General features: G+C 58.2%; 24 protein-coding genes. 13 read left to right on the forward strand and 11 right to left on the reverse strand.

What is annotated here, in order from left to right; genetic code table 11:
- Positions 1–67 precede the first annotated feature (67 nt).
- The 3 genes from ASE72_RS07870 (at position 68) to ASE72_RS07880 (ending at position 5,985) form a co-directional block, all read left to right on the forward strand.
- On the forward strand, positions 68–2,110 hold the full coding sequence (locus ASE72_RS07870; protein WP_056019300.1) for an SIR2 family protein: 2,043 nt from the start codon (positions 68–70) through the stop codon (positions 2,108–2,110).
- Positions 2,103–3,890, forward strand: coding sequence for a hypothetical protein (locus ASE72_RS07875; protein WP_056019305.1), 1,788 nt, complete (start codon positions 2,103–2,105; stop codon positions 3,888–3,890). The genes ASE72_RS07870 and ASE72_RS07875 overlap by 8 nt, the downstream gene beginning before the upstream one ends.
- Positions 3,891–4,356: 466 nt before the next feature.
- On the forward strand, positions 4,357–5,985 hold the full coding sequence (locus tag ASE72_RS07880; RefSeq protein ID WP_156350281.1) for a hypothetical protein: 1,629 nt from the start codon (positions 4,357–4,359) through the stop codon (positions 5,983–5,985).
- Between the two features lie 65 nt (positions 5,986–6,050).
- Here the strand turns inward: ASE72_RS07880 and ASE72_RS19585 are convergent, their stop codons facing one another.
- Together ASE72_RS19585 and ASE72_RS07885 are read right to left on the reverse strand one after the other, a co-directional pair.
- Positions 6,051–6,401 carry a helix-turn-helix domain-containing protein gene (locus tag ASE72_RS19585; protein WP_082445888.1) on the reverse strand — a complete coding sequence of 117 codons (351 nt, stop codon included), beginning with the start codon at positions 6,399–6,401 and terminating at the stop codon, positions 6,051–6,053.
- Between the two features lie 21 nt (positions 6,402–6,422).
- Positions 6,423–6,722 carry a hypothetical protein gene (locus tag ASE72_RS07885; RefSeq protein ID WP_156350283.1) on the reverse strand — a complete coding sequence of 100 codons (300 nt, stop codon included), beginning with the start codon at positions 6,720–6,722 and terminating at the stop codon, positions 6,423–6,425.
- A gap of 200 nt (positions 6,723–6,922) precedes the next feature.
- Here ASE72_RS07885 and ASE72_RS07890 point away from each other — a divergent pair, with 200 nt between their 5' ends.
- From ASE72_RS07890 to ASE72_RS07895, 4 genes are all read left to right on the forward strand, one after another.
- On the forward strand, positions 6,923–7,213 hold the full coding sequence (locus tag ASE72_RS07890; RefSeq protein WP_156350285.1) for a hypothetical protein: 291 nt from the start codon (positions 6,923–6,925) through the stop codon (positions 7,211–7,213).
- A gap of 89 nt (positions 7,214–7,302) precedes the next feature.
- A complete protein-coding gene (locus ASE72_RS19590; protein ID WP_082445889.1) occupies positions 7,303–8,394 on the forward strand; it encodes a DNA cytosine methyltransferase in 1,092 nt (363 codons plus the stop codon).
- Between the two features lie 12 nt (positions 8,395–8,406).
- Positions 8,407–9,456, forward strand: a complete 1,050-nt coding sequence (locus tag ASE72_RS19595) for a DNA cytosine methyltransferase (RefSeq protein ID WP_082445895.1) — start codon at positions 8,407–8,409, stop codon at positions 9,454–9,456.
- Positions 9,453–10,853 (forward strand): restriction endonuclease, encoded by a 1,401-nt coding sequence (locus ASE72_RS07895; protein WP_056019316.1) that lies wholly within the window; start codon positions 9,453–9,455, stop codon positions 10,851–10,853. Before ASE72_RS19595 ends, ASE72_RS07895 begins: the two co-directional genes overlap by 4 nt.
- Before the next feature lie 34 nt (positions 10,854–10,887).
- On the opposite strand, the gene ASE72_RS07900 is transcribed toward ASE72_RS07895, so the two are convergent.
- Positions 10,888–11,568 carry a hypothetical protein gene (locus tag ASE72_RS07900; RefSeq protein WP_056019319.1) on the reverse strand — a complete coding sequence of 227 codons (681 nt, stop codon included), beginning with the start codon at positions 11,566–11,568 and terminating at the stop codon, positions 10,888–10,890.
- Positions 11,569–11,621: 53 nt separating this feature from the next.
- Between ASE72_RS07900 and ASE72_RS19600 the strand changes: the two genes are divergently transcribed.
- On the forward strand, positions 11,622–11,885 hold the full coding sequence (locus ASE72_RS19600; RefSeq protein ID WP_082445891.1) for a helix-turn-helix domain-containing protein: 264 nt from the start codon (positions 11,622–11,624) through the stop codon (positions 11,883–11,885).
- 28 nt (positions 11,886–11,913) lie between these two features.
- Here the strand turns inward: ASE72_RS19600 and ASE72_RS07910 are convergent, their stop codons facing one another.
- On the reverse strand, positions 11,914–12,573 hold the full coding sequence (locus ASE72_RS07910; protein WP_156350289.1) for a plasmid mobilization protein: 660 nt from the start codon (positions 12,571–12,573) through the stop codon (positions 11,914–11,916).
- Positions 12,574–12,855: 282 nt separating this feature from the next.
- Between ASE72_RS07910 and ASE72_RS07915 the strand changes: the two genes are divergently transcribed.
- The gene (locus ASE72_RS07915; RefSeq protein WP_082445892.1) at positions 12,856–13,902 is read left to right on the forward strand and encodes an exodeoxyribonuclease VII large subunit; all 1,047 of its coding nucleotides are present in this window, start codon (positions 12,856–12,858) and stop codon (positions 13,900–13,902) included.
- A gap of 354 nt (positions 13,903–14,256) precedes the next feature.
- Positions 14,257–15,348 carry an HAD family hydrolase gene (locus ASE72_RS07920; RefSeq protein WP_056019335.1) on the forward strand — a complete coding sequence of 364 codons (1,092 nt, stop codon included), beginning with the start codon at positions 14,257–14,259 and terminating at the stop codon, positions 15,346–15,348.
- A 648-nt stretch (positions 15,349–15,996) separates the two neighbouring features.
- Here the strand turns inward: ASE72_RS07920 and ASE72_RS07925 are convergent.
- The 3 genes from ASE72_RS07925 to ASE72_RS07935 form a co-directional block, all read right to left on the reverse strand.
- On the reverse strand, positions 15,997–17,196 hold the full coding sequence (locus ASE72_RS07925) for a replication initiator protein A (RefSeq protein ID WP_056019338.1): 1,200 nt from the start codon (positions 17,194–17,196) through the stop codon (positions 15,997–15,999).
- Between the two features lie 103 nt (positions 17,197–17,299).
- Positions 17,300–18,340, reverse strand: a complete 1,041-nt coding sequence (locus ASE72_RS07930) for a ParB/RepB/Spo0J family partition protein (RefSeq protein ID WP_056019340.1) — start codon at positions 18,338–18,340, stop codon at positions 17,300–17,302.
- Positions 18,341–18,402: 62 nt separating this feature from the next.
- Positions 18,403–19,599, reverse strand: a complete 1,197-nt coding sequence (locus ASE72_RS07935) for an AAA family ATPase (protein ID WP_056019342.1) — start codon at positions 19,597–19,599, stop codon at positions 18,403–18,405.
- 759 nt (positions 19,600–20,358) lie between these two features.
- Here ASE72_RS07935 and ASE72_RS07940 point away from each other — a divergent pair.
- Positions 20,359–20,577 carry a hypothetical protein gene (locus ASE72_RS07940; RefSeq protein ID WP_056019345.1) on the forward strand — a complete coding sequence of 73 codons (219 nt, stop codon included), beginning with the start codon at positions 20,359–20,361 and terminating at the stop codon, positions 20,575–20,577.
- 509 nt (positions 20,578–21,086) lie between these two features.
- On the opposite strand, the gene ASE72_RS07945 is transcribed toward ASE72_RS07940, so the two are convergent.
- From ASE72_RS07945 to ASE72_RS07960, 4 genes are all read right to left on the reverse strand, one after another.
- Positions 21,087–21,587 (reverse strand): MucR family transcriptional regulator, encoded by a 501-nt coding sequence (locus ASE72_RS07945; protein ID WP_056019362.1) that lies wholly within the window; start codon positions 21,585–21,587, stop codon positions 21,087–21,089.
- Positions 21,588–21,920: 333 nt separating this feature from the next.
- The gene (locus ASE72_RS07950) at positions 21,921–22,328 is read right to left on the reverse strand and encodes a response regulator (protein ID WP_056019348.1); all 408 of its coding nucleotides are present in this window, start codon (positions 22,326–22,328) and stop codon (positions 21,921–21,923) included.
- A gap of 766 nt (positions 22,329–23,094) precedes the next feature.
- Entirely contained in the window at positions 23,095–23,286 is a 192-nt protein-coding gene (locus tag ASE72_RS21165; protein WP_056019351.1) for a DUF6771 family protein, read from the reverse strand.
- Complete coding sequence (locus tag ASE72_RS07960) at positions 23,286–23,528, reverse strand: hypothetical protein (RefSeq protein WP_056019355.1); 243 nt, start codon at positions 23,526–23,528, stop codon at positions 23,286–23,288. The genes ASE72_RS21165 and ASE72_RS07960 overlap by 1 nt, the downstream gene beginning before the upstream one ends.
- Positions 23,529–23,543: 15 nt before the next feature.
- Here ASE72_RS07960 and ASE72_RS20185 point away from each other — a divergent pair, with 15 nt between their 5' ends.
- Positions 23,544–24,281, forward strand: a complete 738-nt coding sequence (locus ASE72_RS20185; protein WP_156350291.1) for a hypothetical protein — start codon at positions 23,544–23,546, stop codon at positions 24,279–24,281.
- 184 nt (positions 24,282–24,465) lie between these two features.
- Positions 24,466–24,900 (forward strand): pyridoxamine 5'-phosphate oxidase family protein, encoded by a 435-nt coding sequence (locus ASE72_RS07965; RefSeq protein ID WP_056019357.1) that lies wholly within the window; start codon positions 24,466–24,468, stop codon positions 24,898–24,900.
- Positions 24,901–25,120 lie beyond the last annotated feature (220 nt).

Raw genomic sequence — 25,120 nt, forward strand, 5'->3', positions numbered from 1 at the left:
GGCTAAATCTGCCCATTAACGGTCGCTGAAAATTCTCAAGCGCTCGCATTGAAAGCCTAAAGTCCGCATGCCCCAATTTGTCCGCAACGGGCCGATCGTACCGGACAGGCTTGTCCAAGACTTGGAAGATGACCGCGTCGTCATCTTCTGTGGTGCCGGGGTATCGATGAGCGCCGGCCTGCCGAGCTACAACGGTCTTGTTGCTCACTGTTATGACACTCTGACCCATCCGAAGCCAACCGACGACCGGGAATGGCTTTGGCCGGACCGAATGCTTGGAGCGCTCGAGAGCCGATACACTCCGGATAACGTGCGTCAGGTTGTCGCGGCGCGATTAAACAGGCGCCCGACGAGCCTCGCGCTCCACCGGGCCATTCTTCGGCTGTCCCGGCTCCGTCGCAGCAATGGAATGCGTTTGGTCACGACAAATTTTGACACCTTCTTCGAGAAGGCGCGCCGTGGCCTGGATTTTGGACGTGATTTTCAGTTTCATGCCGGTCCTATCCTTCCCATCCCGCGTGACGATCGCGCGGCAAGCTGGCGAAGCCTAGTCTATCTTCATGGGCGCCTAGGAGGTTCTGACCAGCATCTCGTACTGACAAGCTCGGACTTCGGCCGTGCCTATCTGACGGAGGGGTGGGCCGCTCGATTCATTGTGCGGCTTTTCGCGGATTTTACCGTTCTGTTCCTCGGATACAGCCTGAACGATCCGGTGCTGCGCTATATGACCGATGCCTTCGCCGCGGAGAATCTCGAGATGAGATCGGGGCAACCGCGCGGGCCGGCCTACATATTTTCGCCTTTCGAGGGCGCAGAGCCGCCGGACAGCCAGCCCTTTCACGATCGCAACCTGGAACCGATCTTCTATGCCGACACCTCGCATCATGCGGCACTACGTGAGACGATTGTCCAATGGGCCGACTGGCGCGACGATTTTCTGTCGAGCGTAGGCCGCGTCATCAGCGAGATTGCTCCTCGCCGCCCGGATGCGATCGATCCGACCGACACCGCCAATTTGATCTGGGCGGTGGCAGGACGGGCGGACGATCAAGGATATGGAGCGCGAACTTTTGCAGCGGTCGAGCCAAGACCTCCGATCGAATGGCTGCCCCTTTTTGAGGCGAGAGACATAGCGCGGTCGGAGGCCCATCAGAAAGCGACGAGGGAGGCGGCCAAAGCCGAACGGTCAGCCCCGCCGGCACCTGACCTAGACTTCATCCCCCTCTTTCCGCTTCAGTCGGATAGCCGTCATATCGCGCTGACGCCGACCGGCTTTGCGTTGCTGCCATGGTTTTGCCGCCATCTTGGGACGGAAAGCCTCGTAGAACACGTAATCGAGAAGCTTGGCCAAGGGCGAATGCTTCATCCACGTTTGAGGCAGGCGATCCGCCGGCAGCTACCGGAAGAAACGGAACTGCGGGAAGGCTTCAGGCGGTTCTGGTGGATTGTCTCGTCACACGGGGGCTGGGTTGGCGCTCGCCGTCGAGATGATCCCGGCTCGCTTTGGACCGCCCAGGGCGCCTACACTGTCGGGGCTGACCGTGAATGGATTAGGCAGGAAATCCTCGCCGGACTGCGGCCACTCCTCGATTTCACAACTTCTAACTATCGCAGTTACCGCGATGCCACCCATCCCGAGCTGGCGGGCGATCCTATTGGGGATCGAATTTCGGAGATTGCTGACGCCGAGGTAGAACTGACCGATCAAAATCACGTCAGAGGGTTCATCGACACCGTCAACGGACGCCCAGGTGCAGCAGAATTCTGGGGATGGCTGAACGATGATCTGACGGGGCTACTCGCCCAGGCCCTGCACTTGTTCGCGGCCGCTGACGAAGCGAATGCCGACAATGATCCGAGTTCCCTTCAGCGGCCATCGGTGGAGCCGCACGAACAGAATTATCAGCACCGCCAATGGACTCTGCTGTTCGACCTGATCTGGCGCGGCTGGGAGCACATCGACGCGCACGATCGCAGCGCGAGCCGGGCGGCCGTGGCGCGATGGCAAACGTTGCCGTTCCTGTCCTTTCGAAGGCTCGTCGCTGCCGCGGTGACCCACAGTTGCCACTTCAGCGAGACAGAAAAGGTGGAGGTGCTCCTCAATGGCTGAGACGAAGATGATCTGGGCGTCAGGCGGTCGAAAGGAGGCCATGGCCTTACTCAGCGCGATGTGGGCGACCGGTTCGACGGCCGCGCGTGAGCGGATCGTCGATGTCCTTCTCGCCGGGCCACCTCACGCCTTGCTCACTCGCGTCGCGGACGACGAACGGGATCGGTCGCGAGACAGGCGAATCTTTGACCGTTTGACAGTTGTTGCTAGGGTCGGCGATCCGCCTCTTGATCCCCGCCTTCGGACCGAACTGAATCGCATCGAGGCGGCCTATCCGGAATGGGCGGCCCCGGAAGGCGAACGCGTAATGTTTTCGTCCTGGTCTGAATTCAGCGTCGGGCCAGACACAGACTACGGGCTCGATGACCTTGCCAAACTTCCTCAGGATGAGCTTGTCAGGACGCTACAGGGGACAACAGATCTTCGTGAAGGTCTGCTCGACGCATGGAAACAGTTCGCCGATACGGATCCGGAGAGCGCAATAACCACCCTCGAGCGGCTGGCGCAGGGTGAAAATCCTGGCCCCGGAGACATTTGGGAATATGGTCTCTGGGGCTTGCGAGAGAGCGTGAAGCGACCGGAACGGCGATCCCGCATACTTGCCGCGCTCGAACTCGTCCCCGACGCCCTAATTAATGAACCGGACGTAGCAAGAGCCTGCGCGGACTTTCTGGAGGCGGCAGCGGGTAGCCGCCCGTCGCCGACTGGGGAAGACGCTGTGTGGCGGCTGTTAGATCGCACGCTGGAGGCCGTCGCAGACAATCCCAACAATATCCAGGGCGCCGATGAGCACGACGCTGTCAGCCACGCGATCAATAACGCGCTGGGTCGCCTAGCTCAGGCATTCTTTGCTCTTCTCTTTGGCCGTTCGCTTAAAGTGTCGTCCAAGATCCCAAGCGACCTTAGACTACGCGCCGATGCCCTCATGTCGATGGGAGAGCCATCGCATAGACCAGCGCGGGTTATCGCAGCGGCGCGTCTGTCCTATCTCTTCGCCGTCGATCCCGACTGGACACAGTCGACCCTGATCCCAAGCTTCGACTGGACGCAGGATGAAGCTGAGGCGACTGCGGTTTGGCAAGGTTACGCCTGGCAGCCGCGGATCGATGAGAAGCTCTGGCCCGCGCTACGGCCCTTCTTTCTCGCCACTTTTGAGCCCGAACGCCTCGCTCGGATCGGGGAGATGGCAAAATCGCTGGTGCAGCTGCTGATGCTCGTTGGCATCGATCTCGATCACGAACAACTGCCGACCGTGGCCGTGCGACACGCCATCCGGTCCATGACCGATAATCTGCGAGCGTCGGCCTTGTCATGGATTGAGACCTTCTTGGCGCAGCCCGATGAACCGGAGGACGAAGCATCCGGCAAGCCGCCGTCTCGTTCGGCAGATACGATTTGGACCGGGCGGGTCTCGCAATGGCTCCAACAGGTTTGGCCCGTAGAGGTAGAGCTTCGTTCGACCTTGACGTCGGAGCAGTTTGCGCGGATCGCAATCGCGACAAACGTCAGTTTTTCCGACGCGGTCGATGTTGTCACTCGGTATATGGTTCGCACCAACGCCTTCTATGAATTGCATCTCTTGGCAGGGTCGGCGCATCCGGATTTGCACCCTCGAGCGACTGTACGGTTGATTGATGCCCTCGCCGATCGCCAGTCGCTTCAGATGGCGACGGGCGACCTTGGCCCAATCCTGGAGCGTGCCCGCGCAGTCGATGCCGGGATCGTAAACCTCGCCGCCTTCAATGAACTCTGGAACTTAGTACAGGCAAATCCACAATGAGCTGCGGTGCAAGCCCGACCCAGCGCTGCACCTTTTCACGCACTGCGGTGTCTACCGCAGGGTCCCGGCCCCTTAGGCAAGCAGCCGCTGTAAGACCTCAAGCACTAACGCACCCGTGATGACTGTGCCCCCTCGAGCAAGACTACGCGCCAATTCGACTGCGAACGCCTCACCAAACTTCACGTTGGGCAGGCGCTCCTCTAGCCTTTGTCCACAGGCGGAAAGGGCAGAGCTTTAGCGTGTTGGCATCTGCAGTGAGGGAAACGCAAACCGCAGTCATGAACTCACGATTAAAGAACGCCTTGCAGCCCGCTGTCGGCAGTTTAGTGTCAGTCCAATGTCTGACCAAGCCGACCAACCCCCGAAAGCGCCCAGCTACAATCAACCCACCAAAAACGCGGCTAGGCGGCGGTCTTTAGCGCACGCAGTCGAACTGCTGACAACGCGGAGGCAAGAGGCGGCGATCGTGCCGGCCGACTATCCGTCTCGCATTAAGGCCGCGTTTGCAGAGAGCGACGACGCCATTCGAGTTGCCACGGCTCCCTCCTGCGAGGATAGCGACATCTCATCCTGGCAGACTTTCCGGCAGGAGGCCGTTGGAACGCGATCTCCAGCCGACCTGACCGTCGCCTACCTGGCCGGCCCCGAGCCTTCGAACGATCTCCTTGCGCTGCTGGAATTGGGTCTCCGGCCCGAAAATATCTGGGCGTTCGAGGTGGATACGGACACCATCGCAACCGGACTTGATGATTTGAGGTCGCTCGGACTGCGCGGCGTTAAGTTCGTCCCCGTCAGTATCGGAGACTACTTCGTTGGAACACCCCGACGCTTTGACATCATCTACCTGGACGCGTGCGGTCCCCTTCCGAGTAAGGAGCAGAAGACGACGAAGCTGCTTGTGGACATATTCCGGACCAGTTCCCTGTCGCCGCTCGGCGTGCTGGTAACAAACTTTGCTGAACCAGACGTGTCGAAGTCGCACACGCTCGAGACCTATTCCTCGCTCGTTGCTGCCTACCTCTTCCCAAAAGGATTCGTCGAAAGCGACGGGGATATGATCGAGGGGCCGCCAGTCTACGGCTACTCACCATATGACCATGAACCGGGCTCCGAGCCTAAAGGCAATGGTGTGGAGGATGACGACGCCAACTGGGATCAAGGATCGCCAAGTTTCCCGGAGGAGGTACGCACGAACTTTGGTGCAAACTACGGCTCATTCATCACCCGTCAGATCATGGACATCGCAGAGATCGTGGCGCCCACCACGCGGCTTGTGGATGGAGGCTTGTACAAAGTACTGTTCGACGAGAACCTGACCAAGGCGGCTGCACGTGGACGGCGTTTTGCTAAGTTTAACGACGACGCCTTCCGAGAAGATGAGAGTGGGGCATGGCAACCGACCGATGTCGACATGGACGGTGATGCTATCAGCGATTCCAGCATGTTCTCGCTCATTTGGACACTGGCTTGGCTGGGTTTCTACCCGACGGACGTCAATTTCAGAGCGCCCTCATCGAGGGTAAAGGAGTTCGCGAGGGCATGGAAAAATCAACTTCTTGGCTCGTCTCCAAGTAAGTTGCCCGCAGAAGACCTAATCGCCTGCTTCTACGCTTGGCGCCACGACGAGGCCCTCTGGACGCCCGCCATGAAAGCCATGAAGGACTTCCCCTACGACCAGATGATGCCGTTTCTGTGCGACTGGCCGACCCACGAGATCGGTTTTTATCCGGCCTTCGCGCAACTCGCATATCCTGCGCACCCCAATATTCGGGAGACGACACGCTTTAGTTATATTGCGGAGGGCAAGACCACACGCATGTTCCTGGACGTAATCCCGTTCGACGAGTGCCGCTACGTCTACGATTGGCTCTCCGCAACAGACCTCGTCACAGAGGACTGGTTTGATCTATCGGCCCAACTGACATTTCGCTTCGCACTCGATGCCATCGTTAAAGAGCGTCGCTGGTTTGGCGACGACTTTCTCTACGGTTGCCACGTCGTGGGAGAAAGCGATACCTTCACAACGGCCCAACTCTCGCAACGGGTCGACCTCTCCCCGGAGATATCGCCATCAACCACGCAAGTCGCCAGTTAGCGAGATTTCATCACCGCCGTCAATCATTCGCGCATAGTAAAACTTATAATTTTCTTCGAGTTTTACTATGCCATTTCGTCACTGAAAAGTGATGGCGCTAAATCTTCAAAGTCAACAGACTCGCCATTTTCCATGGTAAGTTTTATATCTACCTTTATATTTTTTGCCGACGCAAGTGATATGATCACACCCATATCAAGCGACCGACGCTTCTCCATTTTGGAAACGTTCGCCTGGGTTGTATTAAGTAGTTCAGCAACTTGAACTTGAGTAAGACCAATCATCTTCCTAAAGTTTCTAAAGGCACTTACGCTTCTATTGGCTTCGGCTTCGAGCTTTTCAACTCGAGCTAGATCAGCGCCCTCCCACTGAGGGCGCCAATCAACGCCGACCTCCTTATCTCTAATAGTTTTCATCTTTATTCTCCGAGCCTAAGATCAGACCCCCGACACCATAATGCTGCCGTCCTCGTAGGCTTCCACCCGCAGGAAAATGCTGCGGCTTCCCAAATCCAAAGCGACCTTTGCCCAACGATAACTCATGTCTTCGACGGGCTCCATCCATTCCACCGACAAAACAGTGGTAGGAATCAGCAGTGCGGCATGCACAATATCAAATCCATGGATACGCAGGGGACGGACCAGACCACCGTCAAGAACGGATTGATCCGACATTGACCAAGAACCAATAGTCGCAATCAGACTACCTGCGAGCTTCACATCATTATTATTTGCCATGTTGTTTTCTTTCTAACGACGCTAGGTATAGCGCCTATTATTTGTGTTATCATTTTCGTTCTCCGTTACATGGCACAAGGCAGGCTTTTCGCTTTTGCTTAGCCCCGCCATCGAGGCATGCCATTCCTCGATAACAACGATATGGCATATATCTGTATGGAATACAACCTCGTGGAATATTATTATTCCGGGATGCGGGGATGTTTATTCGCTTTTCTCGTCGGTCTTGTTATGTTCCGATATTGCATCAACCTGAATCGCAGTGCAGAAGAATGCTGCAATTTGCATCGGGGTACGTCGTGGCATTGATAGCGGAAGAGGGCGTGGTGCGTGTCACGGCTTCACTGAGCCGTGCACAGGAAGCAGCTCTCAAAGGGCTGGCTTTAAAGCACAAAGTGAGCGTCGCCTGGTTGGTCCGATACGCCGTTGATCAACTTGTCGAGCAGGGGGAGAGCGCACAACTCCCACTCAAGTTCGGGCTGCGTAACTGAATATGGCTTTGCTTGATTTGGCTACCAGACCACGCGACGCTGAGGTCCCTTCCACCAGCTCATCTCCTGTTCGCAAGGGACGTGCGCGGATGCCGGTTATCGACCTTTTCGCCGGCGCCGGCGGTCTTAGCATAGGAGCAACCGACGCTGGCTGTGAGGTGCGTGCTTGTGTTGAGATAGATCCAATTGCTTGCCGAACGCTGCGTGCCAACGAGAGCTATCATGGCGCCGTGCTCGAGGCCGACGTAGCTGCCATCACAGGTTTGGACCTACGAGAAGTCGCAGGGTTAGCGCCTGGCGACCCACTTATCGTAGTTGGCGGTGCGCCATGCCAACCTTTTTCAAAGGCCGCTTATTGGATCGAGGACGGCGAGGAATCTCGCTACCGTCGCGCTCGCGCGGCAGGCGTCACGGTGAACCGCCCTCCGGCCCCAACCACAGCTCGTCCAGATGCGCGACGCACACTCATTGAGGAGTTCTGGCGCCTCATCTTCGAAGCGAATGCGGATGGATTTGTTTTTGAAAACGTCCCCAGCATTAAGCACCCTCGTAATCTGCCTGTGCTCGATGGCTTCCGGCACGCAGCTGAGGCAGCAGGCTATGCGGTTACTCAGGTGACAGCCAATGCCGCGGAGTATGGTGTCGCTCAGGCACGCGAGCGGGTATTTCTACTTGGAGCAAAACGCGGCAAGCCGACTGCCCCCGAACCTACACATACGCTCAAGGGGGTCCAAGGCCGCAAGCCAGTCGTCACCGCCGGTGAGGCACTGGTCGGTTTTGATCGTCCCAAATATTTCGAACCCGGGGAACTCGTCACCGGTCGCTGGGCCGAGCACTTAAAAACAGTGCCGCCAGGAGGAAATTACAAGGCGCACACGGCTTGGGCAGGGCATCCTAACCCAACCTTCGAGACCGAAACACGCTTCTGGAATTTTCTTTTGAAGCTATCGCCCGATCGACCATCATGGACGATCGCTGCTTCGCCGGGTCCGTGGACCGGCCCTTTTCATTGGTCGAGCCGACGGTTGCGCACGGTTGAAATGGCTGCGTTGCAAGGCTTCCCAAAAAAGTATGAACTCATTGGCAGTCGACGCGATCGGGTCCGTCAGCTTGGCAACGCAGTGCCGCCACCACTTGCTAGGCGAATGGTTGAAGCTGTGCTCGCGACCGTAGATCGATAAGGAAAATAGCGTTTGCGTAGTATAAGTCTTTTCAGCGGTTGCGGAGGCCTTGACCTCGGACTGCACGATGCCGGCTTTAAAACCGTGCTTGCTTCCGATTTCGAGGGTTTGTGCGCGAAAACCTGGCGTCAAAACATGCCAGCCACACCGTTCGTCGTTGGCCGGATCGGCGACCTAACCCGATCCGATCTGGCTTCTCAGCTGGGCGGCAAGATTGGCGAAATTGATTTGATCGCCGGTGGTCCACCTTGCCCTCCGTTCTCAAAAAGCCGCTTTTACCTAAAGGACAAACCCCGCGCGCTTGATGATCCCAATGGCTGGGAAACGATCAACGGCTACCTTAACATGCTCGATTGGGTGCGGCCCCGTGGCTTCATCCTCGAGAATGTGAAGGGGTTAGCCTACAAGGTTCACGCTGACGCGCTGGCGACAATCATCGAACGAGCCGAGAAGCTAGGCTACAAAGTCAGCACAGCGGTATTGAACGCGGCCAATTATGGCGTGCCCCAAATTCGAGAACGCTGCTTTGTGGTAGGCTCTCTTGACGCGCGCATCGAGCTTCCGAAGCCTACCCACTCTAACGATCCTACCTCGTCTCTTCTGCCTTGGGTAACAGCAGGAGACGTATTGGCTGACCTAGATACTGAAGAGAATGCATCGGATGAAGGTCATTTTGCAGGCGGTCAGCATAATGGCCTCCTTCAGCAAGTACCTCCTGGCGACAACTACCTTTATTTTACAGAAAAACGAGGGCATCCTGAGCCTACCTTCAAGTGGCGAGGTCGCTACTGGTCGTTCCTATTGAAGCTGAGCCCCGATATGCCCTCCTGGACAATACAGGCACGTCGATCGAACAATATGGGCCCGTTCCACTGGCGCAGCCGGATTTTACGGATCAGCGAAATCAAACGCTTGCAAACCTTTCCCGATGCTTTTGCGCTTGCTGGAACGGTTGAGCAGCAATGGCGCCAAATCGGCAACGCAGTGCCACCACTGCTTGCCGCCGCGGTTGGTCGCAGTGTCGCGGAGGCGATAGGCGCACCACTTCGGGATGCAGCATGAGGCGGCTACCATCCTTCAACGATTTCTCGCCGGGCATCATCAAAGATGTCCGGCGCCCGCTTGAGATCCTTGATCAGTTGGCACCTGACTTGGTGGCCGTGATCGCCGAATGGGACCGCGTCTTCTTCAATAGCGCCGGTAACAAACGGGCAAGCACAAACACCCCTGCAACACTGACCAGCCTTGGGCTGATGACGCGTGTACCGCTCGCACTTACCGACGCTGGTAGAACCATCCTTGTCGCACCCGATGCGACGGAAGCGGCTCGCCTGCTCGCTCGCCATGTTGTCGATACACGCAACGGCATGACGATCATTGATGCGGTTCGCTCGCTCAACGCTCGAGGAGAGAAGCTTAGCAAGGAAAGCCTCAAACGTGAGCTCGAGGTAATCGGCATTGAGGGCCTCTCGAATGCCACCACCGACCATACGACCCTTCTCAATTGGATGATCGAAGCGGGGCTGTTTAAACGTCATGGCCTGGCCAACCCAGAACCGGACGAGGCGGTGATGAAGGCAGCGCTTGGTATCTCAGCCTCAGAGCGTTCCGGCTTCGCCGAACTTCCGCTCGCTCAACAAATCTTCCTTCAAATTCTGCGGCGTATCGCGGAGGGAAATGGGGGCGTCGATCTTCCTGCCAAGCAGGTCATTGACGAGTGTCTCCGAGATCACCGCGGCCGGTTCGATGAGGATCAGATACGCGCCAAGGTCATCAAGCCGTTGGTCGATAGCGGCTGGATAGAAGTGCCCGACGGCGTCACCCCAACCGGACGCGGTGGTAAAAGCGGTCCGATCCGACCATCGGCGAAGTTGATCGGCATTCCGATCGATGCGATTCTCCCGGACTTCGATCAGATCGTGCCGGCAGACCTTCGCGCGAAGATCGATCTCCCACGTTCAGAGGTCCGCCGCCTGCTTGAAAGCAGTCAGACTTATGATCGTGGGCTTGGACTCGAACTTCTCGCACTCAAGATGATCCTCGACATCGGCCTCGAACCGCGAGCGTTCCGGCTTCGTAGTCGAGATACAGCCCATGCAGAGGTTGATCTGACCGCTGAGGGCAAGAACCTCCTGTTCTCGCGCTGGAACTTTCAATGCAAATGCATCACCGGACGCGTAAGTCTTGGCGATGTCGCGAAGGAGGTGGGCCTCGCCATCTATTCCAAAGCGCACGTTGTCGCTGTCGTCACCACTAGCGACTTTTCAAGCGAGGCATTCGCCTACGCTCGTGAGATTACCCAGGCTACGCACCTTCAGTTCCTACTGGTGAACGGAACGGTTGTGCGCAACTATCTCGACAAGGGGGCTAGCGTCCTGCTTGACCATGTTGCCAACAACGCCGTGAGCGTGATGGCGCAGAAGCGCAGCCAACCGATTGTGCCGGAGAATGCATCTTAGGTGTGACACCATCGAGGCTTGCACAGTGCAAGCCTCACCCCCCTATCGACAGGAGCGGCGCGTAAAGGAATGCGACATAGGCGCTCTGCCGGCTAAGGGCGATATGACGCTCGGAACCGGTCTGAACAGCATCGCCTTCTCCCTCTCGCCCAAGCCCAAAGCTTGCCAGGGCCTCCGGAGCTGCAAACAGCGTACCGCAGGTCATCCAGAAGCCGCCGCTATCAGCCTGCAACAGCCGCGCCAGGAAGCAGGGCGACCCTACCCTATCCAGATACTGCCCAAGGCTGGCATCCACGACCCAGAGCGTTCCCTCGTTCGCCAGATCTCGGAGCAGCCAGCCGGCAACTGGATGGACCTCATGCACGGTCCAGAACGATATTATGCTCGCCTGCAGGCCTGTGAGAACGCGAGCATCATCCGACCCGGCCGGCAGTGCTGTCTGGCGTGCGTAACGCTCCAGCGCCGTGCTGCGCCCCTTGTCAGCCGTCCAGGCCGCCAGTTCGATGACGAATGCCGCCTGATCGTTGCTTCCCGTCCAGACGTCAGGGCGCAGACGCGCTAACCGCTTCGCATGATCCTGCGCGCGGACGGGCGAAAGGAACGGTGCCAGCGCGCGAAAATGCCGTTCGGCGAGGTCGTGCAGTGCCTGGGACCGCGCAATATGCGCGTCCTGATCAAGCTGGGCTGAAGCGTCCGACGCCATATTCATCATCATATGTCGACTATATCCGATAGTGATATAGTCGACAATCGTCTGCCAGTTGGCGGATGGAGCTTTGCGAACTGGTTGGCCGAAATGTTCGCCGTCACCGTGCCGCGGCCGGTCTGACGCAGGAAGAACTCGCGTTCCGGGCGGGTATGGATCGCACTTATCTCAGCGATATCGAGCGCGGACGCCGTAACCCTACCCTGCTCACAATGCAGGATCTGGCCGTTCCGTTGAACATCAACGTTGTCGATCTGCTCGAGGGAAGCCAGCTGCTCGACCTTCCCAAAACACCTTCGCGGCCCCGCGCTGCCAGAGACTTCTAGCAGAACTGAGGCTTGCACTGTGCAAGTCTCAGTCGTCACCATCGCGAAAGCGTGCCGGCCTGCGCCGGGGCCGGTTGTTGCGCTGACGCTCGGCTTCCTTTGCCCGGGCATCTCGAAGTTTCCGGGCGCCAGGTGTCGGTTTGGGTCGCTCGTCCTGGGGTAATCCCCAGTAGTCGTAATCACCGGTGATGGTGGCCACGATGCGGTGCATCTGGCTGCGGACAAAATCGGCCGCCTCCTGTGCCACAACATGCTGGTGAGGCGGAAATACACCGCTTTGAACCGCAACGTTTAAGGCTCGAGCGATCTGGTTGAGGTTCCTCCCTATCGCCAGGACCTCGTATGCAACCTGTCGCAAGACATCCAGCTGGCTGTCGTTCCAGGCCGGCTTACGGGTGAGATGAACAAGGGCGAGCGAGCGCAACCAGTTCGCTGGGGTGGTCCCCCTGTCCCGTGCAGCCTCAGCCAAGGCGACACGCTCAGGAGGCTTAAGGCGCACGCCGATCTGCAAACCCGTGCCCACGCCCGCCGGTGATGCCGGCGGGTTCCCATCGACCGCTTCGGTAATCATGCGCCGAAGAGCGGCGGAGGCTCCACCGTCGGTTTGTCTGGCCCATGCCGCAAACCGCTCGGCCAGAGCCTCATCGACATAGGCGCCGACCATCTTTTGTCCGGGCTTTGCGGGCATCAAAAACCATCCTGTTTAAAACCTGCTCCCATCCAACATATCCTGCCCTAGTCCTTCTCACTATCGCCTTCTTACGCAAACGATCAGAAAGACGGGCATGAGGGGGAAGATGGATCTGTCCGTGGCCAAGCCTGCTGTGCTGACCGATTGGGGGGCTGGTCGGGCTTGCACAGTGCAAGTCTGCAAGCCCAGCCCCACAGCCTTTCAAACGCATCCCGAGGCTTGCACTGTGCAAGCCTGCCGCGGCTGGACGCCTGTTGAAACTCCTGGCTATCTGGCGCGATGACCGATCAACGCCGTGCCCCGCCCTCTCCCTACGGCAGAGCACCACTCACGCCGGAAGTGCTGACCGATCTGATCCGCATCTCGGCACCTGACGGTGTCATTGCGGTCAAGGGTATCGCGAAGGAGGTGAAAGAGCCTCGTGTCTACGGTGACCATGCCACCGTATACGGCGAGTTGACGCTGGGTGCGGCCTTGGTCTCGTTCGCTGTGCCGGCCGAATGTGCCCCACAGGAGGATCAGGCCGTCATCATTGAGGGCCACCTCCGGTTCAAACTGGCAAACCGATCAGGCAACAATGTCTGGCGGGGAAACTGGCAGGTGATGTTGGTCGGCCACGTCGTCGGCGAATGGAAACCGGTCGCAATGCCAACACGGGTTATTCCGCTACCCGAGCGGGGCGAGCGCATCCCGCTCAGCATGTTTATCCTCAACCACGGCGTCGAGGCACTGGCCGTGCTGACGTCGCACAACGGCCAGCGCGATCTTGCCCAGTCGGTCTCCTCGGGCAAATGCGAGCAACAACCGCAGTTCGTGAAGGCCAATTTTGCCAATCCAGATGCCTTTCTTCAGGCTCTGGACGCGATCCCGACCGACGGCAGTGTCCGGGGACTAGCTGTTGTCCGCGGAGGAGGTGCAGGGCTTGATGTGATCGCCGGATCACGAGAGGTTGTCGCGGCGCTGCTGAGGAAAGACCTGCCCTTCTACACGGCCCTTGGCCACGACAGCGATGTCAGCCTGGCAGATCGGTCGGCCGACCAGGTCTTCCATACCCCCTCCGAGTTAGGCACTGCTATTGCACGTGCTGCGCATGAGGCAGACGATCGTGCGAAACAGCATCAGCGGCTCAATGCCCAGGCAGGGTTGCTGGACAGGCAAAAAGCGCAGCTCGACGATCAGGCGCATCAGATTGCTCAGCTGGGGACCGATGCGACCCATGCAGCGGAGGTGGCCAATGGCCGAGCCCGCAGCCTGCGCAATATGCTGATAGTCGCAAGCCTGCTCATCGCCGCGCTGCTCTGGCTACTGGTTCGCCAAGGGGGATGAATCCTTGCACAGTGCAAGCATGGGGATAGCGGCTGGAATGATGACGGTGCCCGTTAGAAGAGGCTCCACAACCGCAGCGCAGTCGCAATGGCAAGTTCGATACCGACGATAATGACCACGATGTTCTGCACTCGATACGCACGGAGAAGATCAGCTCCAGCAGCACGCATGCGGTCGCTGGAACCCATTTGATCTACGCTCCCGTTGACGTCTCGCATCACTTTCCCATTCCCGCGCCTAATCGTGTTAGAAAAACGGCAACAAGCCTATTCCGCCGCCAAACCGCATAAATGAAAAGTCCGTCTAGCCGAATCTAGGATCATCACCACCCCATCGACACAGGACGATCCTGCCATGAGCGATGCCCCTCCAAGTTTCCGCACACCAGCTGAGCAAGCTGCCTACGCGGCCGTGCTGGCTGACTTGGCCGGCCGCGATCGGGGAGACGAGGCGATCATTGTCTTCCGCGAGCCAACCGATCCGGACGCGGCGGTGGTCGCCGATGCCATGATCCGTGCCGGCACTGTCAGCGACGAACTGTACGCCCGCCTGCTCGTCGCTGCCGATCGGCTCTATGCTCCACCGCCGGTCACCCGTGCGGTAGCATTCGATGCCTTCGGCACGCTGGTCCATATCGGCCGCAAGCGGCATCCGTTCGAGCGGCTGATCCGGCAGGCCCGTGACCGGGCGAACTCCCTGCCCTCGCCGATGGTCCAATCGATCGGCCTCGCCGATTATGCGGCTGCGCTGGGGTTGCCTTACCCGGAGGCTGAGTTGGTGATGCTGGACGAGGAACTGGCGACGATCACGCTATACCCCGACACACTCGATGCACTTCATCGGGTCCGAGAGCAGGGTGTGCGGGTTGCCGTCGCATCCAACCTGGCCTTGCCCTATGCGGCCCCACTAAAGGCCCTGCTGGGCGATCTGGTGGATATTTGGCACTTCTCCTTCGATGAAGGCGTGATCAAGCCTGACGGGGCGTTCTATGCCGGCTTGACGGCACGCCTGGGATGCGAGGCCAGTGAGCTGCTGATGGTCGGCGACACTTGGCGCGACGATATGGTCGGCGCCGTCGAGGCAGGATCGCGTGCGCGGTGGGTCGATCGTGACGGCCGAGCCTCCCATACCCGCCGGTTTATTGCCGTTCGCGAACTGGGTGACGCCTATCCTGATCGACGGAAAACCGAGCAAATGACGGAGTTGGAGCTTTTCCGCAGCGGCATCGACGCAAACCTTGATTATCTTCACAACCAGCGGTGGGCGGTTCGGGCGGGTCTGTTGCGGCAGATCCTTACGGACGCACCGGAAGCGGAGAAGGCAGCTGCCAAGCGAGCGCTGGACGATCATTACGACACGCGTGGCCAGCCTGAAATCAGCCGTGCCCCACTGATGCGAAATGCGATTGCGACTATCGTCGCACGAAAGCATACGCGACGGGCATAGAAGGCGTAGGAGGCGCGTATTTTGTTTAACGGCTAGCCGGCCCTGGAGAACCGGGTAGGTTTGATCCACTACCAATGGTGTTTACGTCGCGATTAGATAATCTTCGCTTTCGACGACGGGCCACTCCATTCTCTAGCGATCCGCAAGCAGGCCTCTAATTAACCTACGCGTCGTGGTGAATACTTGGATGCAGGTACGACTTAATCCATTTTTCAAAAATATAAAAAGTCGTTGGTTAGAGGGTTTATACCTGATGTTAATGAGTTAGTTGGCCTTTTAATGCGCTTTAACGCCCTTTTTTCCGTGGGTTAGCTCGATAATGCTGTTCCGGATGTGTCGTCGTCTCGTTCCTAGAATGTCGACCACTAGGTTCCCGAAGGATCGACCTTGCGTTCCTGAAGGAGCGAACCTTGTTCCTGGAGTGTCGAAGGCGCGCTCGATTGCGTAGTTTTTCAAGAGCAATTGAATCAGTTCGGCAAGGTTTGTCCGAAGGGACGTTCAATTGCGACAGATGCCCAAGCGTCAAGCGGGAGGGACATTTACAAGCACGACACTTCGGGAACGGTTGGGCCATTTATAGCGGTTCTGACGTACGCGCGGCTCCCCTGCCCTCCCCAAGGCGCATGCAGTTCATAAGACGAAGCAGTGCTAACGCCCAAGTTCGTGGCGGTGCTTTTCATGGTAGCGCCGGACAAAGCCGATGAACGCCGCCTGATAACTCACGGGCGTGCGCGCGCTGTCCGCCTCAACCCAAGTGCGAAACTCATCGTGCAACGTCTGGTAATCCCATCCCGGGCATTCCGCTCGCAGCGTTGCCATCGTCGCCTCGGTGATTTCGCCAGCGGTCGCGCGTGTCGCCAGACTGGTCCGCGAACGTCGCAGCAGCGCTGTTACGTCAATCGTCTCATTCGCATCGTCGGCCGCGGCAGCGGGGTTGGTTGATGTTGGCCTTGCTGCAGCCTTAGCGCTTCTTGCCCTTTGCGCCGCCACGGTCTTAATAGGGCGCGCGATATCGCTGCGGCGTTGCATCCGCAGCGAAGGCTCGCGCTTGCCAGCCGGCGTCTCCAAGGCCAGCGCATAGCCCGGCAGTTCGTTGCGTTCGACGATCTTGGCGATCTCGAACTTGAAGCGGCGATATTGCCCTTCGGCACCCGACTTCTCGAACAGCGTCGGCATGGCGATCGCGAAGCCGACCTCCCCTGCCCCGCCAGCATGCTTGCGCGCGACGCGGTACAGCCAGCGCTCGCGCCCGCCGGTCAGGTCGAAATAGGCGCGGTCGATCGACAGCACGCCGCCCTGCATCATCACGCCTTCCCAGAACCAGTTCGACACCTCGATCGTCATCCCACGCGACCGCTCGGTCTTTTCGTCGACCAACTGTGTCCAGCCATCGAGCCAACTGAACGTCGCCTCTCGGCGGTTCTCGGCGCGGATGTTGGTCTTGATCGTGGTTGATACCAGCCGGTCGAGCGCCTGGCCAAGCAGCTCATACGCGCGTCCGGTCGTGGGCCGCCCGATCGCGCGGAGTAGGTCGTAGGGCATAAGGTGGAGCTTGCGCGGAACGTCATTGACTCCGCGCCGGGCCATGTCCGCAAGCACGCTCGCACAATAGATTAATATGTCTGCGTCCCAGATCGTCGCCATCCCATAATCAGGGTTGCCCGAGACGTGCACCCACAGCTTGCCGTCGGGGCTGCGGTAATCGATCGGCTTGACTCGCTTCGACTTGGCGAGGCTGAAGAACGGACGCTCCATCATCTCGCGCTGGTCGCGCAGCGGCAAGTCGGCGAGATAGGGGAGGAGCAGGTCGAACCGCTCTGACACCTTCTGACGATCGGCGCGGGTCATGCCGTCACGCCCTGAGTGTTTCCCCAGGGAAACATCGTCGGGGTGTTGGCGGCAACCGTCCGTGTTGATAGGGAACGCAGAGCGTTTCCCCGGGGAAACATGCTCACCGCTGCAGTCCGCGGCCTTCGGCCTCTAGATGCACGAGCGCCTGCCGCAGCGCGTCGAGCAGTTCGTCGTTCCCGGCGCCCGACCCGGCATGAAGTCGAATCGTGACGCCCTGTCGGTTGCTCGACTGGATGCTGAGCCCAAGGCGCCCATGCGGCGTGGTCCATGTGAACGGGGGTGCTGCTTCGGAGGGATCGTTCGACGCCTCGAGCAAGCGCCGCAGCACGTCGGCCGCAGGGTAGGGGGTCGCACCCCGATTGCGCCGCTCAGCCTGTTCGCGCGCGAGATCTCGTGCAGTACTTTGAATAGCCTTTGCGGCAACCTTGTCGTCGAGCGCCTGCGCCAACGTATAAGCAGGCTTGAGCTGGACGTCGGCGGGGGAGGCGAACGCGGTGATCACCGCGTCGGGGATCTGTGCGACCTTGACCATCTTCGACAGCCAGCCCTTTGACACCTTGAGCCGCTCCGCCATCCGCGTCAGGTGGTTGCCGTAATGCGCCTTGAGCGCCTCGGCATAATTGCGGGCACGCTCGAGATCTGACACATCTTTCCGCGCGCGGTTCTCGAGATCGGCAAGCCGGAATGCGGCTTCGTCGTCGAGGTTGGCAACCTGCGCCACGAACTGCATCTCAGGATAGGAATGCGCGCGTAGCCAGCTGATCGACCAGTGGCGTCGCGTGCCCGCGATCACCTCGAAGTCATGCGCAGGATCGCCGTTGACACGGCGTACCACTGCAGGAACCTTTTGCCCGCCCTCGGCGATAATGGAATCGATCAGTTCGCGGCAGCCTTCTTCAGTCAGATGCTGGTAGCTGCGCGCATTACCCGGCCAAATCCGCACGCGTGCGGGGTCAAGCAGCAGCTGCGTCACTTGTCGCACTTCCCCGCTGGTCACGCGCGCTAGCGCAGTCTCGCGGTTGAGCAGTGTCGTCCCACGCGTCCGTTCGGGCGCGGACGGGGCAGGGGGCACGCCGGTGTCGATTTCGGCTGATTCGTCGGCCAGCAAGGCCGCGAGATAGTCGGATTGCTTACGCGCCATGCGGCACCTCCCGCATTGGATTTATTAAGAACGTAGCCGCGCAGGACGGCACCAATTCTGGCTCACGCGACATGGAGTAGATCCTCCTCGCGTGCGGGCTCGACCCGGCCCCAGCCTTGCCGGACGAGCTGCTCGATCTGCCCCATGGCCTCGTCAAGATTGGCACGGCAGCGCTTGTGCGTCTTGGGCGTACCGATCGGGCGTTCAAGTTCGTAAATCGTCATCATCCGCATCGCGGCATGGCTGATCTCGGCGGATTCCAAGATCGGCACCGGGAGTAAGGCTGGACCGAAGCTCTGTTCCATAATCGTGCGGACCATCGCGTGGCTAGGATCGTTGCTGTCAAACTTCGAACATATAAGCCGGAGGAAGCTGTATTCGACCTCTATTCCGGCATGCGCGAGTTGCTGCAGCACCTGGTTCATCATCGATAGAAATTGGACGGTTGAGCAAAAATCGGGCGTCGTCGCGGCGAGTGGGACGAGCAGCGCATTTGCCGCCTGCATCACCGCGAGGCTGATCGTCCCGAGAGCAGGTGGGGGATCGAGCAGTACCACGTCGTAATTGCGCGCGAGATCGGCCAGCCCCTGTTTGAGCTTGCGGAAGCGGGCGGCGAGCACCGACTGCCCGTCCGATCCCGCCGCGGCGAGTTCATATTCGACGTCGAACAATTCAAGGTTCGATGGGATAAGGTCGACGTTGGGCCACGGCGTCGATTTGACCGCATACAGCAGGTCGGCCTGGGTCGGATCAATCGACAGATAGGGGTAGAGCGTCTCTTCTCGAGTGATATTGAAATGGGGGTTAAACCCGAACAGCGTCGTTGTTGTCGCCTGGCTATCGCAATCTACCACCAGCACACGGTACCCCTGCACCGCGAAATAATGCGCCAGGTGGCAGGTGACCGTCGACTTGCCCACCCCGCCCTTGAAATTCTGCACTGCGATAATCGCGGGGATATCAAGCGGGGAGCGGGCAGGAGAGGCGCCAAGCACCTCGCGCATCTGCAGCAATTCCTCGACCGAATAGCCAAGTCTCCGCCCATTTTCACCCGCCGGGGCAGGGGGGAGGCGACCATCATCCTCGGCCATGCGGATCCGGTTAGTCGAACAGCCGAGCAATTGCGCCGCCTCGGCAATTCCGAAGCGGACATTGAGGCCCTTCCGGCTTTCGGGTAGGAATGCCTTGCGCCGTAAGCGTTCGATCATCCGCTCGCCCGCGTCCGCAAGTTCACCGATATGGTTGACAATGGCATTCATGAACCTGTCCGATCGCTCATTTGAAGCTTTCGATCGGATTTATACGGGGATGAAATTCAAAACGTAAGAGTGCGACGCAAAAAGGTTTAGGATGGATCGATGTCCAGCATTAACGTGCTAACGCTGCGATCTTGTAGGCGCCCATCTGCACAAGACGTACCCCTCACCAGCAAGCTGAGGCGCTACAGCCGCTCGCCGTTGACGATACGTGGCGCACCGTCGCAGCCGTGTCGCGAAAGTGCTAAGTTTCGGACGTCTCGAATGTCGCCACTTTTGCGACAGCGGTATGTCACCACGCGGCGGACTGCGAGAAGCCTCTTTCAGAGCGCTACGCCCGCTAAACATTTGCTAGAGAACGATCTTTTTTAAAAGGCGACTGGGAGCGATGCGCACAAAACGGCAATTTTCTGACCAAGCAGAAGGAAACACAAAAGGCCGCCCCTCGCGGGACGGCCTTTCCATTGTCAGCCACTAATGGCTTGATCCTTAAAGCTGGACAGCCCCGCCAGCGGGGGTCGCACTCATCTGGTTCGCCGTTAGCGGCATATAACAATGAGACATTCGACCACCTCCTTCCAGTAGTTGAACAGTGAAGCGGATATGGGTGTGCTCGCCAAAGGTTCAAGGATCTCAGTATGATAACCTCTTACCCACGGGGCATTGCTCATGCGCGTTTGTGCAACGGAGCACGCATCCGTGAAGCGCATAGGGATTCCTGTTGGGTTGGGTTAGTGACTCCAATCAACAGGAGCTAACTCAATGCGTTACGTAATCCGTAAAGACGGCGAGATGTCCACGCTGGGTGTTCACCGAAACAGCTTCGACGAGGCGCTCGCTACCGCCGCTGAAATGATCGCAATGCGCGATGACGAAAAGTCGATCGCGGTGGAAGACACGTGGGAAGATCGGACGATCGACGAAGCGGAAATAGCGTCTTTGATTGCCGCCAGATCGCCGGACACCGCCGACAATGTGTGACACAGTGCATTTGGGCGGGTCCGTCGGGGAATACGTGTGAACGGTTACGTGGAATTTCACAGTCCTGAGGGCGATCCGACCGTCGTGAATGTCGATCGCGTAAACTTTGTGCGCCGTTTCAGGGGCGGCAATGATGCAAGTGCCGTAAACTTTGAGAAGGGCAATTATGTCGTGGTCAAAGGAAACCTCGCGTTAGTGATGAAAACCCTCCAAGAGGGATAGCCATTTCCCTGGCGAGCTCTACCGTCACGGATTAATTGCCTAATCGAGACGTACTAGGCCAAATTGAGGTCCGCCTCGTGGTCATTCATACTGGTATATCAGATGCGTGTGTTTCTATTAAGCCTGCTGATGACATTGGGTGCTTGCAACGATCACAAGCGGCCCAACTCTTTCGATGCCAAGCCGGTTGAGAGCGTCACTCCTCCGTACAATGGCGTGCCGCAGGGAGAGCAGAAGAAATAGCTGCCTGGGATGGCCGGCCTTCATTACTGAAGGCCGGCCTGACATCACTCGGCGGTGTCGTCAGCTTTGCGCTTACGCGGTGCAGGCTTTGCCGCTTCTGCCTTGGTCTCATTCTTCTGACCCGGCTTGCGACCCAGGCCGATGCTCTTCGCCATTGTGCGGCGCGCTTCCGAATAGGTTGGAGCGACCATGGGGTAATCAGCCTTTAGACCATAACGCTCGCGGTACTCGACTGGCGTCATGCCGTTAGTGGCAAGGTGACGACGCAGCGTCTTGTACGGCTTGCCATCGATCATGCTGATGATGTGATCGGGGCTGGCAAGGGACTTCCGGGCCGTTACCGCGCCAACGTATTCCTTGGGCTCTTCCGCAGGACTTTCTTCGGTCTGCGAACCGCCAACAAGCGACTGAACGCTGGCGTGCATCTGCGATAGAAATGCGGGAACGTCGTCGGCCGACGTACGGGTATTTGGATTGCTGAGCCAAGCGATCGTCAACTCGGTAGCGAGTTCAACAGCGTTGGGCTGGTAGGTATCGTCGGACATTAAGTGCTCCATTTAGCTGATGGGCAAGTAGGGCTCCTCGAATAATCGCACAACCTTTCAAAATCTTATTCTATGAAATTGCTTCAACGAATAAGACCGACTAATTGACGATCAACAACGGCTGAGAGCCCCCCCAGTTGAAAGGTCACCTGAGATAAACGCTAGCAAAGTGGTGTCTTTTTAGATGTAAGTCGAGCCGGTTTGGACTCTTCAACCCTCAGCTCATCACCGCTAGGCCCGTGAACTTTACCATCCTCTGCCGATCGCCATTCGTGCCTGACACACTTCGGCAATTTTTTGGCTCGGCATTTTGGATTTGGTATGAACGCCAGTCTAGACCGCTTTTTTCAGGGGCTCGGGCAGCTTGCCATCTGGCAGGGTCTCGCGGAGATGGCCATGGATCATCTGCACATTGAACGGCTTGGACACGAATGTCGCCTTTTCGGGCAAATCATTCGCCTTCGGCCGCAGGTGGCCGCTGCCGATAACGATCTCGATCCAGGGGTAGTTCACTGCCACGTGGTGGGCGAGCGCGAACCCGTTAGTATCGCCTGGCATATCGACGTCTGAGAAGAGTAGGGTGATTGTGTGTGCGTACTCAGGGAGCATCGCGATCGCAGCATCACCGTGATCCGCTTCATAGGTGCGTAAACCCGCATCTTCGAGAATGCCTGTGACATCCATGAGGATGAACGGGTCATCGTCAACGGCAAGCGCATAGGGGACTGTTGATAGGGACATGCCGCACTGAACCCGCCACTTAGGAAAACGGCTCCGTCGCATCTCTGGCTTTGACGTCTCTTAAGCCATCATTGCGGGTGCAAACGCCTGATTGGCCCATTGTCTAAAAGGACCCAGACAATAAAATGCCCCGCTGCGGGGGGAGCAGCGGGGCGCTTTAGAACCAGCGGGACCAAGGGGGGCAAGTGCCCTACCGGTTATCACTACAACAGTGCGAGCCGGTGTCGGTTCCGCACATAGTTATGAAAATGCCCTGCCGATCCAAAGACCGACAGGGCATTGCGAGCTTTCACCGCCGTTCCCCCCGAAAGGGCAGGACGCTTCCAGCGTATATAGAAACTGCCTAGCTTGTAGTGTGTTCCCGGCGCTCGTCTGTGATGCTAGCCCATCTGGACGGTCGACCCGACATCAGCGGCTATTGTAAAAGACATGGTCGGTGATGACGCCCGCCCTTTCAAGAAAGCCATATTACCCTCTCAGCTTCCGCTCGAAGCGCTTCCATTGGCGTTCGTCCCGACCGTAACCGGGAAAGGACGGCGGTAGCGGCGTCGGTGCGATCCTATTTGGCCTACTGCCGCAAGCCGAACACCGCAGATATTGGGGGAGGCATTCGACCGCCATGTTCTTGCGTTTGAGGTAGCACCACCTCGCTAAAACCAGGCGGTGCACGACGCCCTTACGTCCGCATTTCGAGCATACGCATCCCAAATTAGCTTCGTGCTTCGTGAAATCACCCAGCGTCCTAAACCGCGTGTTGCCCACAGGATCACCAGGGCAAAGCCATCTGCGCCGTCTCAGCGTCTACGGGCTGATATAGAGTACCGTAGACATGCCTTGCCACTTCCAGGCGTGCGTCTGCCCTCAGCCCATCGCGCGGTGCAGTAAGGCCGATCAAAGCCCATGCCGGCGCGTCCTCGATAATGGCCGCAATCCGCTCCGGCGAAATCACGCTAGCCATCAGAAGCAATCGGTCGAGAACTTACCGTAGGGTGACAGCCCGCGCCGCGCGAACTCTGCCTCAATCGGCGCCAGGAGGGTCTCAGGACCGTCTTCGAAGCATTGAAAAAAGATGGTCTGCATCTCGCAAGGCCGAAGCTCTGGCAGGATTTCGGCAATCAGGGTGTGAGTCTGACTGAAGGGCTGTGCGCCGTCGCGCATCGACTCGGGTGCGTGTTCCATACCCGGATCATAGCGGAACATAAAGAGAACGCTAGTGTGATCCTAGCTTTTCAACCTGGAGGATTAATCAGCCTTTTTAAACTGCTTTTGCAGCGTCGCGATGCGTTAGAAGAATATCTGCATCACGAATGCGGTCATTCTGTCGCTGTAGAAACGATGCACTTTCTGAAATTTGTCCGAAAAAGGCGCTGGCGATTTGATTCAGTGAACCTGCGCCCAATCTGCGAATTAGACCGTTGCGTTCATAACGTCCCGAAGCAGTATTGGAGAAGTGAAATGGCACTAGAAAACATTGTTAACGCGGCCAAGTCTGCTTTGAAGGATGTCGTCTCGTCGCCATCCGCTGACCCAATTTCCGACCGCGACGAGGTTTTGCAGGATTTAAATCTGGCCGAAAAGGCATGGGCGACCGACGGTGTTCACTCAGGAACATGGTTCGTCCGTGACGGCGAGCATGTTGCCTTCACGCCCACGACGCGAAATGGTGCGACACTGACGATCGGTGGTCAAACGACGAACTTCATTCCCGCTGACCGCTTTGCCGATTACCTGGTGAACATGCGGGCCGCTATCGAAGCAGGCGAATTTGATCGCGAGATAGCAGGTGCGCTCCATGGTTCGGCTAACGTCGGGGGAATTGCCGAGGTTGCGCTTCCGCCGGCTAGAGAAGGCAGTCCGCAAGATATCCGACAAGTGCAACAGGATGCTGTACTAATTCGTGAAGGGCGCAATCCGGACGGATCGTTATCTGCAGTCGTGAGCAGTGGTTCGTAGCAACTACTGCGAACAGAGGTGGCTTGGCAGAACTGGGGAGGGGCCTCTGCCTCACCTGTCCATTTTCTAAAAACTGGTCCCGATTGTACCGATAGTCGTATCGGCGCACGCGACCGTTATGCCACCATGTTCGTTGCAACCGCTTGGGCAAACTTTCATGGCCCCACATTGAAGGAGCAACACGATGTCGGACCTCAGCCTACACGACCTGTCAAAGAAGATGGCAAAGTTGGACTTCACGATGATGGCCACTCGCTCACCCAATGGCACCCTAACAGCCCGCCCGATGAGCAACAACGGCGATGTAGAATACCAAGGCGACAGCTATTTCTTCGCCTACCAAAACTCGCGAAAGATTACTGACCTGCGTGCCGATCCGCACGTCACGCTTAGCTATACCGGTGCCGTCGGTATGCTCGGCGGTCCTCCGTTGTTTGTAACTGTCGAAGGTGCCGCTGCGCTGATCGAGGACAAGGCTGCATTCGCCGATCACTGGACCAAGGATCTCGATCGGTACTTTCCCGAGGGCATCGACACACCCGGTGTCGTGATGATCCGTGTCGACGCAAAGGCGATCCGCTACTGGGATGGTAGCGACGAGGGTGAGATCACTATCTGAGCGAGGCACCTAAAGCCCGTACCACACAGGACTTCCGTGGCATTGTCGCGGAAGCACTGATTTTTGCGACTCGGAAAATTCTGCCGGCTATTGGAATGAAATGTGCCGAAAACACCCGTTTGTCGCGCATCTGCGATGGCGATAGGGTTTTCCGTCATCCCTGGTGCCTAGCGACGACTTTTGGGACAAAGCCGTCGTAGCAAGCTCAGCCACATTGAGT

Origin of the sequence: Sphingomonas sp. Leaf20, from assembly GCF_001421535.1 — a bacterium.
GTDB lineage: Bacteria > Pseudomonadota > Alphaproteobacteria > Sphingomonadales > Sphingomonadaceae > Sphingomonas.

Excerpts from the sequence above, each read along its gene's own strand:
- ASE72_RS07925 (WP_056019338.1), bottom strand. The coding sequence starts at position 17,196 with ATGACCCGCGCCGATCGTCAGAAGGTGTCAGAGCGGTTCGACCTGCTC.
- ASE72_RS07870 (WP_056019300.1), top strand. The coding sequence starts at position 68 with ATGCCCCAATTTGTCCGCAACGGGCCGATCGTACCGGACAGGCTTGTC.
- ASE72_RS19590 (WP_082445889.1), top strand. The coding sequence starts at position 7,303 with ATGCCGGTTATCGACCTTTTCGCCGGCGCCGGCGGTCTTAGCATAGGA.
- ASE72_RS07895 (WP_056019316.1), top strand. The coding sequence starts at position 9,453 with ATGAGGCGGCTACCATCCTTCAACGATTTCTCGCCGGGCATCATCAAA.
- ASE72_RS07900 (WP_056019319.1), bottom strand. The coding sequence starts at position 11,568 with ATGATGATGAATATGGCGTCGGACGCTTCAGCCCAGCTTGATCAGGAC.
- ASE72_RS19585 (WP_082445888.1), bottom strand. The coding sequence starts at position 6,401 with ATGAAAACTATTAGAGATAAGGAGGTCGGCGTTGATTGGCGCCCTCAG.
- ASE72_RS07940 (WP_056019345.1), top strand. The coding sequence starts at position 20,359 with ATGCGTTACGTAATCCGTAAAGACGGCGAGATGTCCACGCTGGGTGTT.
- ASE72_RS07930 (WP_056019340.1), bottom strand. The coding sequence starts at position 18,340 with ATGGCGCGTAAGCAATCCGACTATCTCGCGGCCTTGCTGGCCGACGAA.
- ASE72_RS07935 (WP_056019342.1), bottom strand. The coding sequence starts at position 19,599 with ATGAATGCCATTGTCAACCATATCGGTGAACTTGCGGACGCGGGCGAG.
- ASE72_RS07885 (WP_156350283.1), bottom strand. The coding sequence starts at position 6,722 with ATGGCAAATAATAATGATGTGAAGCTCGCAGGTAGTCTGATTGCGACT.
- ASE72_RS07915 (WP_082445892.1), top strand. The coding sequence starts at position 12,856 with ATGACCGATCAACGCCGTGCCCCGCCCTCTCCCTACGGCAGAGCACCA.
- ASE72_RS07965 (WP_056019357.1), top strand. The coding sequence starts at position 24,466 with ATGTCGGACCTCAGCCTACACGACCTGTCAAAGAAGATGGCAAAGTTG.
- ASE72_RS21165 (WP_056019351.1), bottom strand. The coding sequence starts at position 23,286 with ATGGCTAGCGTGATTTCGCCGGAGCGGATTGCGGCCATTATCGAGGAC.
- ASE72_RS07945 (WP_056019362.1), bottom strand. The coding sequence starts at position 21,587 with ATGTCCGACGATACCTACCAGCCCAACGCTGTTGAACTCGCTACCGAG.
- ASE72_RS07875 (WP_056019305.1), top strand. The coding sequence starts at position 2,103 with ATGGCTGAGACGAAGATGATCTGGGCGTCAGGCGGTCGAAAGGAGGCC.
- ASE72_RS19600 (WP_082445891.1), top strand. The coding sequence starts at position 11,622 with ATGGAGCTTTGCGAACTGGTTGGCCGAAATGTTCGCCGTCACCGTGCC.
- ASE72_RS07950 (WP_056019348.1), bottom strand. The coding sequence starts at position 22,328 with ATGTCCCTATCAACAGTCCCCTATGCGCTTGCCGTTGACGATGACCCG.
- ASE72_RS07920 (WP_056019335.1), top strand. The coding sequence starts at position 14,257 with ATGAGCGATGCCCCTCCAAGTTTCCGCACACCAGCTGAGCAAGCTGCC.
- ASE72_RS07910 (WP_156350289.1), bottom strand. The coding sequence starts at position 12,573 with ATGCCCGCAAAGCCCGGACAAAAGATGGTCGGCGCCTATGTCGATGAG.
- ASE72_RS07890 (WP_156350285.1), top strand. The coding sequence starts at position 6,923 with ATGTTTATTCGCTTTTCTCGTCGGTCTTGTTATGTTCCGATATTGCAT.
- ASE72_RS07960 (WP_056019355.1), bottom strand. The coding sequence starts at position 23,528 with ATGTTCCGCTATGATCCGGGTATGGAACACGCACCCGAGTCGATGCGC.